This is a genomic window from Pseudarthrobacter sp. NIBRBAC000502771 (genome assembly GCF_006517215.1).
GTDB classification, from domain to species: Bacteria; Actinomycetota; Actinomycetes; order Actinomycetales; family Micrococcaceae; genus Arthrobacter; species Arthrobacter niigatensis.
On sequence record NZ_CP041187.1, the window covers coordinates 4,164,262 to 4,177,425 of the forward strand.

General features: G+C 67.7%; 10 protein-coding genes. 5 read left to right on the top strand and 5 right to left on the bottom strand.

The annotated features are described in order from the left end of the window. Positions 1 to 75 precede the first annotated feature (75 nt). Both deoC and NIBR502771_RS19325 read left to right on the top strand, forming a co-directional pair. Positions 76 to 795, top strand: coding sequence for a deoxyribose-phosphate aldolase (gene deoC / locus NIBR502771_RS19320; protein WP_141161126.1), 720 nt, complete (start codon positions 76 to 78; stop codon positions 793 to 795). Between the two features lie 52 nt (positions 796 to 847). Continuing rightward, entirely contained in the window at positions 848 to 1,111 is a 264-nt protein-coding gene (locus NIBR502771_RS19325) for a hypothetical protein (RefSeq protein WP_141161127.1), read from the top strand. Between the two features lie 81 nt (positions 1,112 to 1,192). On the opposite strand, the gene NIBR502771_RS19330 is transcribed toward NIBR502771_RS19325, so the two are convergent. Both NIBR502771_RS19330 and mfd read right to left on the bottom strand, forming a co-directional pair. Beyond that, on the bottom strand, positions 1,193 to 2,005 hold the full coding sequence (locus NIBR502771_RS19330; protein WP_141161128.1) for a metal-dependent hydrolase: 813 nt from the start codon (positions 2,003 to 2,005) through the stop codon (positions 1,193 to 1,195). A gap of 6 nt (positions 2,006 to 2,011) precedes the next feature. After that, positions 2,012 to 5,704 carry a transcription-repair coupling factor gene (mfd, locus tag NIBR502771_RS19335; RefSeq protein WP_141161129.1) on the bottom strand — a complete coding sequence of 1,231 codons (3,693 nt, stop codon included), beginning with the start codon at positions 5,702 to 5,704 and terminating at the stop codon, positions 2,012 to 2,014. A gap of 237 nt (positions 5,705 to 5,941) precedes the next feature. Between mfd and NIBR502771_RS19340 the strand changes: the two genes are divergently transcribed. From NIBR502771_RS19340 to NIBR502771_RS19350, 3 genes are read left to right on the top strand one after another with little or no spacing between them, the layout of a single operon-like run. Beyond that, on the top strand, positions 5,942 to 7,447 hold the full coding sequence (locus NIBR502771_RS19340; protein ID WP_141161130.1) for an SDR family oxidoreductase: 1,506 nt from the start codon (positions 5,942 to 5,944) through the stop codon (positions 7,445 to 7,447). Between the two features lie 43 nt (positions 7,448 to 7,490). Continuing rightward, positions 7,491 to 7,988, top strand: a complete 498-nt coding sequence (locus NIBR502771_RS19345; RefSeq protein WP_141161131.1) for a DUF2505 domain-containing protein — start codon at positions 7,491 to 7,493, stop codon at positions 7,986 to 7,988. A gap of 3 nt (positions 7,989 to 7,991) precedes the next feature. Next, positions 7,992 to 8,213 carry an SCO4848 family membrane protein gene (locus NIBR502771_RS19350; RefSeq protein WP_141161132.1) on the top strand — a complete coding sequence of 74 codons (222 nt, stop codon included), beginning with the start codon at positions 7,992 to 7,994 and terminating at the stop codon, positions 8,211 to 8,213. An 81-nt stretch (positions 8,214 to 8,294) separates the two neighbouring features. On the opposite strand, the gene sufU is transcribed toward NIBR502771_RS19350, so the two are convergent. From sufU to NIBR502771_RS19365, 3 genes are all read right to left on the bottom strand, one after another. After that, positions 8,295 to 8,744 (bottom strand): Fe-S cluster assembly sulfur transfer protein SufU, encoded by a 450-nt coding sequence (gene sufU, locus NIBR502771_RS19355; protein ID WP_141161133.1) that lies wholly within the window; start codon positions 8,742 to 8,744, stop codon positions 8,295 to 8,297. A gap of 23 nt (positions 8,745 to 8,767) precedes the next feature. Further along, positions 8,768 to 10,093: a SufS family cysteine desulfurase gene (locus tag NIBR502771_RS19360; protein ID WP_141161134.1), complete on the bottom strand. Its 1,326-nt coding sequence runs from the start codon at positions 10,091 to 10,093 to the stop codon at positions 8,768 to 8,770. A gap of 469 nt (positions 10,094 to 10,562) precedes the next feature. Next, positions 10,563 to 13,151 carry a LuxR C-terminal-related transcriptional regulator gene (locus NIBR502771_RS19365; protein WP_246839742.1) on the bottom strand — a complete coding sequence of 863 codons (2,589 nt, stop codon included), beginning with the start codon at positions 13,149 to 13,151 and terminating at the stop codon, positions 10,563 to 10,565. Between the last annotated feature and the right edge of the window lie 13 nt (positions 13,152 to 13,164).

The following is a 13,164-nucleotide window of genomic DNA, read 5'->3' on the forward strand; positions in this document are numbered from 1 at the left end:
CGCGGCCCGCTGTGACAAGATGGTTCCCGAAACCGAGTCAACGCCGGGCCCACAAGGCCCTCCGAGAGGACCATCATGAGCAACGAAGCCACCGTTCACGCAGGCACCGCCGATCCGGGCCGGCCCGCGGACATCGCCTCCTACATCGACCACACGCTGCTCAAGCCCGAAGCCTCTGAAGCCGATGTGCTGAAGGTTTGCGCGGAAGCCGCCGAATATGGCTTCAAGTCGGTCTGCGTCAATCCGGTCTGGGTCAAGACGGTCACCACGGCACTTCGGGGTTCAGGCGTCCTCACCTGTTCCGTGGTGGGCTTCCCCCTGGGGGCCACACCCACGGATGTGAAGTCATTCGAAGCCCGCGGCGCGGTCCTGGACGGCGCGGCGGAGGTGGACATGGTGATCAACATCGCTGCCGCGCGGGCCGGTGACAAGGGCGCCCTCGTCGAGGACATCGCCGCGGTGGCTGAGACGGTCCACGCGGGCGGCGCCATCCTGAAAGTCATTATCGAAACAGCCCTCCTGACCGACGAGCAGAAGGTACTGGCGTGCCAAGCGGCCGTGGAGGCCGGCGCCGACTTCGTGAAGACCTCAACGGGCTTCAACGGCGGGGGCGCGACGGTTGAGGATGTGGCCCTGATGCGCCGGACCGTGGGCCCGGACGTGGGAGTCAAGGCCTCCGGCGGCGTACGGTCCCTGGCAGATGCTCAGGCTATGATTGCAGCAGGTGCAACACGAATTGGTGCCAGCTCCGGAATTGCCATCGTCAAGGGTGAACAGGGTTCAGCCGCTTACTGACCTTGGCCGGAAGCCGCCACAGATCATGCCCTTTAGGGCCGAGGAGGAACACATGTCCAGCCAGATCAACGCGTCCAGCAGGGACACGGCGTCCAACAAGGAGACCGTCCGGACCCCGCAGAACGAAAACAACCTCGCCACCAGCGTGATCCTGTTCGTGGTCTGCTTCGCCCTGTTCCTCGGCGCCATCTACTCGCTGTCCTTCCTCACCCTGGACAACCCGTGGCCCATGGCCGTGTGCCTGCTCCTCTTCGCCCTCGCGTTCTGGCTTCCGCAGACCATCTTTGGCCGCTCGGACTCCGCCGGCGAGCACTAAAGACCCTGGACGCAGCACAGGGAGGGACCCCGGACACTGTCCGGGGTCCCTCCCTTATCTGCTGGGGCCTGGTTCCGGCGGCTAGAACCAAAGCTTGATCCACGCCCCCGCGGCCGCCGCTACCCGGCCCCAGTGGTGCTGGGCGATGGCCCAGCCGGCCACGGACATCCCCACCATGGCGTAGGCACTGACCGGGATCAGCACCAGCCATTCCCGCTTGGAACCCGCCCGGCCCAGCAGTGGAACGGACAGCGCGCCGTTGGCACGCCAGACACTCCGCAACAAGGGCAGCCGGCGCAGCATCTTCGGCGACCGGACCACCAGTGGCCACAGCAGCGGCACTCCCCCGGTGGTGATGAGGTCCCCGACGATGTGCACCACCACCCCGATCAGCATGGACGTGGGCAGCCAGGTCCACTGTTCCGGTGCATAGGCCGTGACCAGGCCAGCCATGACCAGGGCGAAGATCCAGTTGGAGATGAAGCCGCTCTTGGGAAAGAGCTTCAGAGCCTTGGCCGCGATGTTGATCAGGAACATGCACAGCAGCCCGGCGCCAATGGACAGCCGTCCCCAGCCGGTGTCCAGGTGGACCTGCGATGCCAGGCCGGCGAGGAACACGAAGAACGCCGCCCCCAGGATGGAATGCGTGCCCTGCCGGTGGCCGCCGCTGGCGTTCTCAATGCCCCGGGCGATCACGTTGGACAGCGGCGGCAGCGAATGGGCCACCGTGCTGGACCGGTGGTCCCAGTCGCACACCAGCGCGGTGCCGGCCGTGGCCATGCCGCCGATAAGGATGCCCGTGGGGTCCAGCGGGTACCAGCCCAGGGTGTATGGGCCGGTGGACGCAACAGCTACCCACGCCGCGGCTCCCGACGCGGCGTGGTGTCCTCCCATCAAGTGCTAACCCACCGCCAGCGGGGCGTCGGAAAAGATGTTCCGGATGACGCCGTTGGCCCATTCCAGGATCTCGGCGTCCTGGAGGTCCCTGCCGCCGATCCGTGCCGTCTTGGGCTTGGGAATGAGGATGGCGTCCATGGCCGGCTTGGACTGCGACCCCGGATACATCCGGTTCAGCCGCATGGTCCTGGACTCCGGGAGCGATGCCGGGGAGAACTTGATGAAGTTGCCCTGCAGGGCCACGTCGGAGAGGCCAGCCTCGCGGGCGGCGACACGGAACCGTGCCACTTCCACCAGGTTCTGCGCGGGCAGCGGCAACTCGCCGTAGCGGTCCACGAGCTCCGCCTGGACCTCGTCAATGGACTCGTTGGTGAGGGCGGCGGCGAGCTTCCGGTACGCCTCCAGGCGCAGCCGTTCACCGGGAACGTAGTCGTGCGGCAGGTGCGCGTTGACCGGCAGCTCGATCTTCATTTCCGCGGCCTTCTCTTCGGCTTCGCCGCGGAAGTCCGCCACGGCCTCGCCCACCAGGCGGATGTACAGGTCGAAGCCAACCCCCTGGATGTGGCCGGACTGCTCCCCGCCCAGCAGGTTGCCGGCACCGCGGATTTCCAGGTCCTTCATGGCCAGCTGCATGCCGGCGCCCAGTTCGTTGTGCGCGGCCACGGCCTTGAGCCGTTCCAGCGCCACCTCGCCCAAAGGTTTCTCTGACGGATACAGGAAGTAGGCATAGGCGCGTTCACGGCCACGGCCCACGCGGCCGCGGAGCTGGTGCAGCTGGGACAGGCCGTACTTGTCCGCGCCGTCCACGATCAAAGTGTTGGCGTTGGAGATGTCCAGCCCGGTCTCGATGATGGTGGTGCAGACCAGGACATCGAACCGTTTCTCCCAAAAGTCCACGATGATCTGCTCCAGCCGGCTCTCGGACATCTTGCCGTGCGCCACCTCCACCCGGGCCTCAGGCACCAGTTCGCGGATCTTCGCGGCGGTGCGCTCAATCGTGGAGACCCGGTTGTGGACGAAGAACACCTGTCCCTCGCGCATCAGTTCGCGGCGGATGGCGGCGGAGGTCTGCTTGTCCGTGTACGGGCCCACATAGGTCAGCACCGGGTGCCGTTCCTCCGGCGGGGTGGCCAGGGTGGACGTTTCCCGGATGCCGGTCAGGGACATCTCCAGGGTGCGGGGAATCGGGGTGGCGCTCATGGCCAGGACGTCCACGTTGGTCCGCATCTTCTTGAGCGCTTCCTTGTGTTCCACGCCAAACCGTTGCTCCTCGTCCACGATCACCAGGCCAAGGTCCTTGAATTCGAAGTCCTTGGAGAGCAGCCGGTGGGTGCCGATCACCACGTCCACGGCGCCGCTCTTGACGCCCTCGGCGGTTTCCTTGGACTCCTTCGCAGACTGGAACCGGGACAGCGGCTTGACGCGGAGGGGGAAGCCGGAGAACCGTTCGGTGAAGGTCTCGTAATGCTGCTGGGCCAGCAGCGTGGTGGGCACCAGCACGGCCACCTGCTTGCCGTCCTGCACGGCCTTGAACGCAGCGCGCACCGCGATCTCGGTCTTGCCGTAGCCCACGTCGCCGGATACCAGCCGGTCCATGGGGATCTCCCGCTCCATGTCCGCCTTGACCTCGTTGATGGTGGTCAGCTGGTCCGGAGTTTCCACGTAGGGGAAGGCTTCCTCCAGTTCGCGCTGCCAGGGGGTGTCGGGGCCGAAGGCGTGGCCGCGGGAGGCCATGCGGGCTGAGTACAGCCGGATCAGTTCACCGGCGATCTCCTTGACGGCTTTGCGGGCCTTGGACTTGGTGCTGGCCCAGTCGGCGCCGCCCATCTTGCTCAGGACCGGGGTGTCGCCACCGACATAGCGGGTCACCTGGTCCAGCTGGTCCGTGGGGACGAACAGGCGGTCGCCGGGCGCGCCGCGCTTGGCGGGTGCGTATTCCAGCACCAGGTATTCCCGGACGCCGTCGCCGCCGCCCGCCACCTTGCGCTGGATGAGTTCCACGAACCGGCCGATGCCGTGCTGTTCGTGGACCACGTGGTCCCCCGCGACCAGCTGCAGGGGGTCCACGGCGTTGCGCCGCTTGGAGGGCATCCGGCGCATGTCCTTGGTGGACCCGGCGGAGGTCCGGCCCAGCAGGTCGGCTTCGGTGAGCAGGCCAAGTTTGAGCCCGTCCAGGACAAAGCCACGTCCGACGGCGGCGGTGGTCACCTCGATGATGCCAGCCTGGGGCTCGTGGTCAAGGCGGTCGACGCGGGCGCAGGGGATGTCGTTTTCGTGGAAGAGTTCCGCCAGGCGCTGCGCGGGCCCTGGGCCCTCAGTGGCCACCACGATCCGCCACTGGTCACGGACGTGCGATCCGATGAAGTCCATCATCTCCGCAACGTCGCCCTGGTAGCCGCGGGGTTCACGGGCGTGCAGGTTCAGGACATCGATCTCCGGCAGCAGTTCCGCATCCTGAGCCAGTGAGGTAATGGACCACCAGGACACGCCGTGCGCCAGGGCCGAGCCTCGGGTTTCGGCCAGCGACCGGAAGCTCGCCGAATGAAGCGCCGCACTGGCCTGGGAGCTGAGGTCCAAAGGTGCGGCCCCGCCGTCGGACGCGGTGGACCAGGCTGCCTCGAGGAATTCCTCGTTGGTGGCGGCGAGGTCGTGGGCTCGGGTGCGCACCTTCTCCGGTTCAATCACCACGGCGATGGAATCGGCCGGCAGCTGGTCCACGAACGGCACCATCGCGTCCACCAGGACCGGCGCCAGCGACTCCATGCCTTCCACCGCGATGCCGCCGGCGATCTTCTCCAGCATGTCCGCGGCGGCTGGAAGCTGGGATTTCAGCGTGGCGGCGCGGGACATTACGGAGGGTGTGATCAAAATTTCGCGGCAGGGCGGGGCGTGCAGTTCGGTGGGGTGGTGGATGCCCGGGGCGGACAGCGAGCGCTGGTCGGCCACGGCGAACCAGCGCATCTGGTCCACTTCATCGCCGAAGAACTCCACCCGGATGGGGTGGTCCTCCGTGGGCGGGAAGACGTCGATGATGCCACCGCGGACCGCGAACTCGCCGCGGTGCGTCACCATGTCCACCCGGGCGTAGGCAGCGTCGGCGAGGCTCTTCACCACGCTGGTGAACGGAACATCCTGGCCCACCTTGAGGGTGACGGGGACCAGGTCGCCCAGGCCGGCCACCACGGGCTGGACCACGGCGCGGACGGGAGCGACGACGACGCGCAGCCGGGCCGCCGTCGAACTTTCCGGATGTGCCAGGCGGCGCAGCACTGACAGCCGGCGCCCCACGGTGTCCGAACGCGGGGAAAGGCGCTCGTGCGGGAGGGTCTCCCAGCTGGGAAACTCGGCCACCGAATCCGCGGGCAGGTAGGCGCGCAGGGCTGCGGACAGGTCCTCCGCTTCACGGCCCGTGGCGGTGACAGCGAGCACGACGCCCGGCCCCGCGGCGTCGGCCTGTCCTGCCACGGCGGCGGCGAGCCCGTCCGCCATCTCCGCCAGCAGCACCGGACGCAGGCCGGCGGGGGCGCTGACCTGGTAGTCCTGGCTGCGCACGGCGAAGCCCCGCGCTGCCTCCGCCCCGACACGGGCGAACGTCTGGTCCGGTTCCAGAGCGCGGCGCAGCCCGTCCAGCGACGGGGCCGCGCCGGACGTTCCGGTGCTGGATGTGCCGGCGGCGGACTGGCCGGGAAGACTCATGGCAGAAGCTCCTGTGGTGTTCAGCGAAAGCAAGCAGGCAACGCGAAAACCCGAAATTCGCTGCGAATCCCGGGGAGCTTCCAGCCTACCGCGCAGGAACGGCCTGCCGGCACGGAACCATCTGCGCGGGAATGGATCTAGGCTGGCAACGTCGAGCCATTTCCGCAGCCTTTTCCCGCAGCGCAGCAGTCCGTAAGGGCAGCCGCTGCGAATTCCAAGGGACGAACAGGAGCCAGCATGACCGCAATGAGTGCCACGCCAACACCCAGGACCGTCCTCGTTACCGGGGCCACCGGCTACATCGGCGGCCGGCTTGTGCCCAAGCTGCTCGAAGCCGGCCACACGGTGAAGGTGCTGGTCCGCTCCCCCGACAAGATCGCCGGCGTCCCCTGGCGCGACAAAGTGGAGGTGGTGCAAAGCAGCCTCGACGACGGCGACGCCCTCCGCGAAGCGCTGTCCGGCGTCGACGTCTTCTACTACCTGGTCCACTCCATGGCGGCCGGGGCCGGGTTCGAAGCGAAGGAAAAGGCGATGGCCAGGACCGCCGCGGACGCTGCCGCTGCCGCGGGAGTGCAACGGATCGTCTATCTGGGCGGCCTGCACCCTCAAGGGGTGGAACTCTCCACCCACATGCGCTCGCGCGAGGCCGTAGGCAAGGTGTTCCTGGACAGCCCGGTGGACGCCGTGGTGTTCCAGGCAGGCGTGGTGATCGGCTCCGGCTCCGCCTCCTTCGAGATGATCCGGCACCTCTCCGAAACGCTGCCACTGATGCCGGCGCCCAGTTGGGTGCGCAACCGGATCGAAGCCATCGCCGTCCGCGACGTCCTGTACTACCTGGTTGCTGCCGCGTCCCTGGAGGGCACCATCAACAGGACGTTCGATATCGGCTGCCGGCAGGTGCTGACCTACGCCAGGATGATGCAGGAATACTCTGCGGAAGCAGGCCTGCCCTACCGGGTGGTGCTGGCGCTGCCCATCCCTGCGCCCAAGCTGGCAGGCATCTGGGTGGCGCTGACCACGCCCATCCCGTGGTCCATGGCGGTCCCGCTGGTCCAGTCACTCCAGCACGACGCGGTGTCCAACGAGCACGACATCGACCAGTACATCCCGCTGCCCGACGGCGGCCTGACCCCGTACCGGACCGCCGTGGCCCTGGCACTGGGCAAGGAGCGGGACGGACAGGTGGAGACCACCTGGGCCAATGCCGGCGCGGATTCCGACCCCCTGCCCAGTGACCCGGAGTGGGCCGGACACAAGGTGTACATCGACGAACGGACGTTCCACGGCGACGTGGACCCGGCCCACGTGTGGACGGTCATCGAAGGCATTGGCGGGCGCAACGGCTGGTACTCGCTGCCGCTGGCGTGGCAGGTCCGGGGCTGGCTGGACAAGCTGACCGGCGGGGCCGGGCTGCTGCGCGGGCGCCGGCATCCCCACACCCTCGCCGCGGGAGAGGTAGTGGACTGGTGGCGGGTGGAACGGATCGAGCGCGGCAGGCTGCTCCGGCTGCGCGCCGAAATGCGTGCCCCCGGACGTGCCTGGCTGGAGCTCTCCGTGGAACCTGACGGGACGGGCAGCCGCTACCGGCAGCGCGCCATCTTCTTCCCCAAGGGACTGAGCGGCAGGCTGTACTGGCTCGCCGTCCTGCCGTTCCACAGCCTGATCTTCCCGGCCATGGCCCGCAACATCACCACCACCGCCCGGAAACTGGCCGATGCGGAGCCCGCGGCCACCACCCCGTAGGATGTTGGAGGCTTAATCCGTTCCCCACGTCCCAGGAGGACCCATGGCGCTGAGCGCAACCACCACCCTTCCGCACCCCGTTGACAGCGTTGCCGCTGTGCTGGTGAACGAGGATTTCCAGCGCCACGTCAGCCAGCTGGTGGGTGGCAGCCTCGAGTCCTTCACCGTGGACGGCGACATCGCCGGGGCTTTCAACACCACCTCCGTACGCACCCTGCCCACCACCCGGCTGCCCGAAATCGCCCGGAAGTTCGTTGGCGAAAACCTCAAGGTGACCCAGGTGGAGAACTGGGAAGCACCCGCGGCGGACGGGTCACGCCAGAGCAACATCTCGCTGAAGATCGCCGGCGCTCCCGTGGACGTCACCGCCGTCCAGCGGCTGGTGGCCGACGCCGGCGGAACCCGCGTGGAACTTGAGGGCGCCGTGAAGTCCTCCGTGCCGTTCCTCGGCGGCAAGATCGCCGACGCCGCCGAGCCCATGGTGGCCAAGGCCCTGAACCTGCAGGCCGCCCAGGCGCAGGCCTGGCTGGAAAGCCACTAGCCCGTGCAGCTTCCCGTCTTCGCCGCGCTCGTCCTCATTGTTGCCGGCGTTTGGTCGCTGGTGGTGTGGCCGCAGTTCCTGCGCCGCGTCATGAAGGATCCGCGCGCCCGTGATGCCGCCGGCAAGGCAACGAAGTTCCTGACCGTGCACGTGGTGCTGGTGGGCATCTCCATGGTGCTCGGGCTGGCCACCGCCGTGATCGGGGTCCTCAGCCTGCTTGGCTGACCCCGCTGCAACCCGTGTTGGCACGAAACAGCCCGGGCTTCCCTCCTGAGCGGGGAAAGCCCGGGCTGTTTGCTGTCCGGCTCACGCTGCCTGGTTGAGCGCGTCCTCGGCTGCCACCCAGGAAATCATGGCGCACTTGACCCGGGCCGCGTAGCGGGCCACTCCCTCGAAGGCGGCGGCGTCCCCCAGCAGTTCGGGATCGGCGTGGACCTTGCCCCTGGAGCGCAGGACTTCCCGGAAGCTGTCGATAACTTCATGGAGTTCGGCCACCGTCATGCCTTCGGCGAGGTCGGACAGGACAGATGCGGACGCCATGGAAATGGAGCAGCCGGCCCCGTCCCAGGCAATCTGGGCCACTTTGCCCTCCTGGACCGCAAGCCGGAGCGTGACCTCGTCCCCGCACACCGGGTTAAGCTGGTGGGATTGCCCGGTGGACGTGCCCTCCGGCGCTTCCGTGGCGGCCAGGCCGCTGCCGTGGCGGGCCTTTGAGTGGTCAAGGATGATCTGCTGGTACAGCTGGTCAAGGCTCATGATGTCACCTTTCGTGTTCTCCGCTAGGCGCGGAAGTAGGCCCGGACGCCGGCCACGGCTTCAAGGAAGCGGTCCACGTCGTCGGTGGTGTTGTAGAGGTAGGCGCTGGCGCGGGTGGTGGCGGTCAGGCCAAGGCGCCGGTGCAGCGGCTGGGCGCAATGGTGCCCCACTCGGACGGCAATGCCGCGGGAGTCCAGGAACTGCCCCACGTCGTGGGCATGGACACCTTCGACGTCGAACGCGGCAAGGCCAATCCGTTCCTTCCCAGCGGCCGGGCCCAGGACCCGGATACCGGGGATGCCTTCCAGGCCCGCCACCATGCGCTGGCCAAGGTCTGCCTCCCACCGGTGGATGCGGTCCAGCCCCGTTTCGGTCAGGTAGTTGGCGGCGGCCGCGAGGGCAATTGCCTGGGAAATGCGCTGGGTCCCGGCCTCAAAACGCTGGGGCGCCGGAAGGTACTCCGCCCGTTCCATGGTGACCGTGGTGATCATCGATCCGCCAGTGAGGAACGGCGGCAGGATGTCCAGGAGCTCCTGCCGGCCGTACAGCACCCCGATTCCGGTGGGGGCAAGCATCTTATGGCCGGAGAAGACCGCGAAGTCCACGTCCAGCTCGTTGACGTCCAGGGGCAAGTGCGGCGCGGACTGGCAGGCGTCCAGGACCACCAGGGCGCCGGCGTCGTGCCCCAGGGCCGCCAGTTCCTGCACCGGGTTGATAATTCCCAGGACGTTGGAGGCGTGGGTGAAGGCAAGGACCTTGGTGCGTGGGCCAATTATGGCCGCGGCCTGGTCCATGCGGAGGCTGCCATCATCCGCGATGGGTATGAAGCGGAGGGTGGCCCCGGTGCGGAATGCCAGTTCCTGCCACGGAATCAGGTTGGCGTGGTGCTCCATTTCCGTCACCACGATCTCATCGCCGGGCTTCAGCGCCAATCCCTTCAGCGCCTGGTCCCCGCGCCCCTGGGCCGCCCACAGCCCGGCATTGGACAGTGCGTAGGACAGCAGGTTCAAGCCCTCGGTGGCGTTCGACGTCCAGATGGTTTCCACGTAGTCGGCGCCGATGAAGTCGGCCATGGTCTGCCGGGCATCCTCGAAGGCTTCCGTTGCCTCCACCGCCAGGTGGTGGGCACCCCGGTGAACGGCGGCGTTCCGCTGTTCGTAGAACTCCTGCTCGGCTTCGATGACGCTCAACGGGTTCTGCGAGGTGGCCCCCGAGTCCAGGTACACCAGCGGCTGCCCGTTGACCAGTTGGTCAAGGACCGGGAAGTCGTTGCGGATGCGCAGCACCTCGGCGTTATCCATGGCCGGGACGGCACGTTCCAGCGTGGCTGGCGTTGATACTACGGCCAAAACGAACTCCTTGGGCTGCCAATGGCTGACACCCAATTGTCCCACACACGGCTGTGGCGGCCGCCCGGGAGGGGCAGCCGCCACCGCTGCCCCGGGCTTCAGCCGAGGGAGCAGAGGGCCGGCGACGGCTGGGGGGAGAGTCTCGGTCTCAGAAGACTCTGACGTCGCCGGCCCCGTCTAAGCCCGGCCCCTGCGGGCCGGAAGTTGAGTGGGCCTCAATGTCCTGTCGGCTGCTCCGCGGCGTCCAGCCGGCCGCTTTGCTTTGCCTCCTTAAGTAAATCCCGCGGCGCCCTTCCGTACACGAGTAGGCAGTACTCGAATCCACCAGGCAGTACTACGGGGGCGCCCTGCGGCTACCCGCCGGTTCTCGATGGCGCGGCGAAACGCCTGGGGCAGCACTGATAACGGTCCCTGGAATGACTGAAGAGGCGCGGAACAGCGGCAGGGCGGACAGGACCTGGCCGGGACTCTACTTGGGCAGGGCCGACTCGAGCTCGTCGCGGCTCCGGACGCCAAGCTTGACGTAGGTCCGGTAGAGGTGGCCTTCCACCGTCCGGACGGAGACCATGAGCCGCTGGGCGATCTCCCGGTCCGTCAGGCCCTGTACTGCCAGCTCCACGATGTCCTGCTCACGCCGGGTGAGGCGGACGGCCGGCGCCGCTGCAATGAAGCGGCCTTCCCGGAACCGTTCACCCAGTTCGTGGTCGCACTTCTCCCGCTGGGCAACGGCCTGCCGGGACCTGCGCCGTTCTCCGGCCTGCTCCAGCACGGTACTGGCACGGGCATAGGCTTCCCGGGCCAGGTTCACAAAGCCTGCCTCCTCCAGCGAGGCAGCCGTTGCCATCAGGGTATCGCCGTCTGCACCCTCCCAGGCGGTGGCCAGGGTCAGCAGGGCTTCCGCCCACCGGCCTTCCACGCCACGGGCGGCGGCCTGCACCATGGGCACCACCGAGGGATCCCCCAGCTCCCAGCACATGGCCAGGACTTCGAGGAGGTTGCCGGTGCGCGCGGAAGCCTCCGTGGTGGTCATCAGGGTCTGCAGTGCGGCCAGGCCCTTGCCGTCACGGGCCAGGTACTCGGCGGCGGCTGCCACATAGGCCTCGGCGAGGAGATCGTGGGCGGGCCAGCCGGCTGCGGCGTCTTTGTGGTCCTGTTCCAGGCGCCGCGCCTGTTCGGCATCCCCAAGCCGGGCTGCTGCATAGAAGCCCAGGGCACTGCCAAACCGGTACAGCTGCAGGGGGTCGTTGAGCCTCAGCGCCTCCACGGCCGGCAGCAGGACCTGGTAGGCACGCTCCATCCTCCCCTGGCGGAGCAGCGAGTAGCCCTGGAGCAGCTGCAGGCTCCCGTTGAAGGTTGCTGCCCCCGGGCTGTTGGCCGCGGCGTAATGGTTAATCTCCCGCTCCGCCGACTCCCATTCGCCCATGGCCAGGTAGTCGGAGACGAGCCTCCCCAGCACGAATTCAGGGAAGAAGAACAGGCTGCCTTCCAGCGGTGGCAGCTCCGAGGCGGCCAGCAGGGCCGCCTCGAGACCCTCCACGGGACGCCCGGCGGAGGCCAGGGCATGGGCAAGGAGCCCCTCAGCCAGGGCCCGCAGCGGTTCCCCCGCTGTTCCGGTGCGGCGCGTCCGCATCCCGTTGACGGCGTCCTCCAAGGCCGCGACATTCACGTCGGCGCCGAGATGCAGAAGGTGCAGGAGCTCTTCCTGCCAACTGTCCTCACCGCCGGACAGTGCTGGGTGTCTTTCGACGTCATCTGCCACAACACCCACGGAACGGCCAAGGGCTTGGTGCGCCGAAACCCTGAGCATCAGGACGGCCGGCCCCTCGGTGTCATCTGCCAACGGAAGCCAGCATCCGTCCAGGAGTGCCGCTGCGTCAGCATACGCCCCTTCGTTGTACAGCGCCCGGGCCTGGATGGCCTGGGCCAGCGGAACCAGCGGGGGGTGGTGGATGCGGGCGGCAATGGAACGCGCACTGTGGTTGCGGAACCTCAGCAAGGCCTCTTTCGCTGCCGCCAGCATTTCCTCGTCGCTGACCCGGATGCCACACTCCAGGGCCCATTCCACCGACCGCAGCCGGCCCTCCCCCTGCAGCAGGGTGGGATTCTGGTGGGCTTTGACCTTTTCGAGTAACTGGAGGCTGCGGGAGACGGAAACGGTGTTCCGGATGGCCCCGGCGAAAAGCCCGTTCCACATGGAAAGTTCAGCGGGGATGCCAGGAGCTTCCACGATCATCTGCTGGTCCAACAGGGAACGGACCACTGCTGCCCCGCTGATATCTTCGATGACCTTTCGGCCCACCGGCCCGGCCAAGGCAATGAGCTTCAGGGCTTCCTGTTCCTCGGGCCCCCGCCGGAGATGGTCTTTGGCCACCACTGCTGCGAGCCGGGCACCGTCCGCGGGCAGCTCACCCAACAGCATCCAGATTCCGTTGCGCTTGGCCAGCACGCCCGCTTCAGCGGCGTCATGGAGAAGGGCATCAAGCAACCGGGGATTTCCCCCGGAAGCATTCCAGATGGCATCCACGGTGGCACCCGGCACTGCCCCATCAAGGATGTGGGCCAGGACTTCCTCGATCTGTTCATGGTTGAGGGGACGGAGGTCCACGCGCTCGGCCAGGCCGTCATACCAAAGCTGGTCCAGGGGCTGCGGCAGGCCCGGCCGAGGGCGGGCGGCGGCCACCACCGTTGCCCATCCGGCCGAAATCACCTCGGCGAGAACGCCCGCGGAGGCGTCATCCAGGTGGTGGGCATCGTCCACCACCAGCAGCACCGGCGAGCTGCTGGTGCCCTTGAGCTTCTCGAAATAGGACCACATGGAGCGGAGCACTGCCACAGGTGAGACGGACTCTTCAGCGGTGAGGTCCCCCGTGTAGGGGGTCAGCACCCCGAACGGCACCCCAGCCAGGGCAGAACTGGCATGGATGCGCAGGATGCTCATCGTTCCTGCGAGCCGATCCGTCACGGCATTCGTCACGGCAGACTTTCCGATGCCGGGGCCGGCCATGATGAACACCGCCTGGTGCGTGCCGTTCCGGACCAGGTTGCAGATCCGTTCCACCGGCTCCCGGCGG